This is a genomic window from Pedobacter sp. 01T416_2 (assembly GCF_056398925.1).
On record NZ_JBFTQI010000763.1, the window covers coordinates 1 to 2759 of the forward strand.

Consider the following 2759-nt stretch of genomic DNA (forward strand, 5'->3'; position numbering starts at 1 on the left):
GTTGATGGTATTCTGGCTGATCTTGGGGTTTCCTCGCATCAGTTTGATGTGCCACAGCGTGGCTTCTCTATCCGCCATAATGCCGATCTGGATATGCGTATGGATCAGCATCGCGATTTAAYGGCTGCCGAAATATTGAATACCTATACAGAGGATAAGCTGCATAAAATCTTTGGGATTTATGGAGAGGTGAAGAATGCTAAATCGCTGGCCCGTGCCATCGTGACTTCGCGTTTAGAGCAGCCTTTTACCGATATCGACAGTTTGAAGTCGGCAATTGCCGGTTATATCCCGAAAGGAAAAGAGAATAAATATTTGGCGCAGGTGTTTCAGGCGTTGCGCATAGAGGTGAATGCTGAAATTCAGGTGCTTGAAGATTTTTTGTTGCAGGCTGCTGATGTGTTGAAGCCGGGCGGTCATTTAGTAGTGATGTCTTATCATTCTTTAGAAGATAGGCCGGTTAAAAACTTTATGGCGAAAGGCAAATTTCAGGGTGAGGTAGAAAAGGATTTTTTTGGAAATCAGCAGAAACCATTTAATGTAATTACACGCAAAGCGATAATTGCCACTGATGAGGAGATTGCTCAAAACAATAGGGCCCGCAGTGCGAAACTAAGAATAGCAGAAAAGATATGAACAGGTTTAGGGAAGAGATAGAGGAGGAGGAAGTTGGGCCTGAACCAGAGTTAAAAGCTGCGCCCAAAAGGCCAAAAACTGCTGAAGAAAAAATGGATAGCAATTCATTTATCAGCAAGCTTTTTAATGATGGACTAGTAAGTAAAGAGGCGGCAACTGATGCTTTGCCTTATTTGTGTTTCCTGGCGCTTTTGGGGATGATTTACATTGCCAACAGCCATTTTGCGGTAAACAATGTTCGCCGGATTGATAAATTAAATAAAGAAGTAAAAGAATTAAGATGGGAGTATAAATCCCTTAAGGCCGACCTGATGTTCAAGAGTAAACTAACAGAGGTTGCCAAAAAGGTAGATACCCTTGGGATAAAAGAACTGATTGAACCACCAAAAAAAATAATTGTTAAAAGCGATGAATATTAGAGCAAACATCTTGCTTCGTGTATATCTGGCATTTGGCTTAATTGTGCTTTTTGCTTTCGCGGTGTTTTTACGCCTTGGTCAGGTACAGTATGTGCAAGGGAAAAAATGGAAAGCTATGGCAGATAGTCTTTCTACACGATATGTAAATGTGGAGGCTACCCGTGGGAATATCTATTCTAACGATGGTAGTTTACTGGCTACTTCGATACCGGAATACGAACTGCGCATGGATATGTTCGCCGGTGGCATTGCTGATAAAGATGTGTTCAATGAAAAAGTTGATTCTTTAGGTTATAAACTCTCGCAGATTTTTCAGGATAAAACAGCTAAGGAATATGCTAGATACCTGCGTAAAGGCCGTCAGGACAGCTCGCGCTATTTGCTGATTCACCGAAAAGTAGGTTATGCTGATCTTAAAACCATCAGGACTTTCCCATTATATAACATCGGTAAGTTTAGTGGCGGTTTAATTGCCGTTCAACAGAATAAACGGATTCTTCCTTTTCAGGCTTTGGCTGCCCGTACCATTGGGTATAAAAACGAAAATGTTAAAAACGGTGTGGGTTTAGAGGGTGCCTATAAAGAGTATATCAACGGCGAAACCGGGAAAAGGTTGATGCAGCGCATCGCTGGGGGTGTTTATATCCCGGTAAACGAGGAGGCTGAAGTAGCGCCAAAAGACGGTGCTGATATTATTTCGACCATTGATGTGAACATGCAGGATCTGGCCCAGAGTGCGTTGGAAAAGCAGTTGATCAAATCGCAGGCCGATCATGGTACAGTAATCCTGATGGAAGTGGCAACAGGTGAAATCCGTGCAGTAGCCAATTTCTCTAAGGTAGAAGAAGGGGTGTATAAAGAAAAATTTAACTATGCCATTGCAGGTAACCAGGATCCGGGATCAACTTTTAAACTGGCTTCCTATATGGCGCTTTTAGAAGATAAATTGATCGATACGAATACCATGATCGGTACTGGTTATTATCAGATCCCTGGAAAACTGATTACGGATTCACATCCAAAAATTGAAACGGTTACAGCAAAAAAAGCCTTTGAAACCTCTTCCAATGCTGCAATCGCAAAGCTGATCAACACGCATTATGGCAGCGATCCGATGAAATTTACAGATCACCTATATGATTGGGGGCTGAACAAAAAAATGGAACTGCAGATTCCTGGTGAGGCAATGCCGGTGATCAAAAATCCTAAAGGGAACAAAAGCTGGAACAAAAACATGACGCTGCCGCAAATGGCTTACGGTTACGAAATGATGTTGACACCGTTAAAGATGCTCTCATTGTATAATGCGGTAGCTAACAATGGTAAAATGGTAGCTCCAATTTTTGTGAAAGAGATCAGAAGGCTGGGGAACCCGATCGAGCAGTTTAAAGCAAGGGTAATTAACGATAAAATATGTTCGGATGTTACCCTCAGCAAGATCAAGAAAATGCTTGAAGGTGTGGTTACGGAAGGTAGTGGAAAGCAGATCGTTTATAATCCGCTATATCCGATCGCGGGTAAAACCGGTACTGCCCAGGTGGCTGATGCAAATAAAGGATATAAAGGGAAAAAACAATATCAGGCTTCTTTTGTAGGGTATTTTCCAGCTGATAAGCCTAAGTATTCTTTAATCGTGGTAATTAACGATCCAAAAGGTGCTTATTATGGTGCTACGGTTTCGGGCCCTGTGTTCAGGGAAATCGC

General features: G+C 42.1%; 3 protein-coding genes. All 3 read left to right on the forward strand.

What is annotated here, in order from left to right; genetic code table 11:
* Positions 1-636 (forward strand): 16S rRNA (cytosine(1402)-N(4))-methyltransferase RsmH (rsmH, locus tag AC1DPQ_RS23720; RefSeq protein WP_477611072.1); only part of this gene is annotated, 636 nt, incomplete at its 5' end.
* Entirely contained in the window at positions 633-1055 is a 423-nt protein-coding gene (locus tag AC1DPQ_RS23725; protein WP_108199761.1) for an FtsL-like putative cell division protein, read from the forward strand. The genes rsmH and AC1DPQ_RS23725, both read left to right, overlap by 4 nt.
* Positions 1045-2759: peptidoglycan D,D-transpeptidase FtsI family protein (locus tag AC1DPQ_RS23730; protein ID WP_477611073.1), on the forward strand; the 1715-nt coding region annotated here is incomplete at its 3' end. The genes AC1DPQ_RS23725 and AC1DPQ_RS23730, both read left to right, overlap by 11 nt.

Coding starts and splice junctions, on each gene's coding strand:
- AC1DPQ_RS23725 (WP_108199761.1), top strand. CDS start 633: ATGAACAGGTTTAGGGAAGAGATAGAGGAGGAGGAAGTTGGGCCTGAA.